This is a genomic window from Flavihumibacter fluminis (assembly GCF_021491375.1).
GTDB classification, from domain to species: domain Bacteria; phylum Bacteroidota; class Bacteroidia; order Chitinophagales; family Chitinophagaceae; genus Flavihumibacter; species Flavihumibacter fluminis.
The window spans coordinates 1-286 of sequence record NZ_JAKEVY010000032.1 but is presented as its reverse complement, the minus strand read 5'-3'; the positions used below and the strand labels follow the sequence as shown (position 1 = coordinate 286).

Below are 286 nucleotides of genomic sequence, written 5' to 3'. Positions count from 1 at the left end.
AGACCATAGTCTTTTCCAGCATCACCTCCGTTACAAAATCATAGAAGAACCTATAATAGCGAGCAAATCCCAATAAACAAAGTTGTTTTTGCTGTTCGGGATTCCCGTCAGCTAATAAATCCAGTTCTTCAACTGAAAATTGCTGAAGTCTCCTGATCATTTCTTGAAACTTCCTTTTACTGGTTGCTCCCCGTGAATCTGACATATCCTTAGGAGATAGGTCATTCAGGGACAGTTGGTGTTCCTTTATCTTTTGGGCGAGCTGGATCGTTTCCCGAATTTTCAG

At 41.3% G+C, this 286-nt stretch carries 1 protein-coding gene; it reads right to left on the bottom strand.

Annotation, left to right across the window (positions count from 1 at the left end; genetic code table 11):
• Positions 1-205 (bottom strand): BrxA family protein (locus L0U88_RS21195; RefSeq protein WP_353620687.1); only part of this gene is annotated, 205 nt, incomplete at its 3' end.
• Positions 206-286 lie beyond the last annotated feature (81 nt).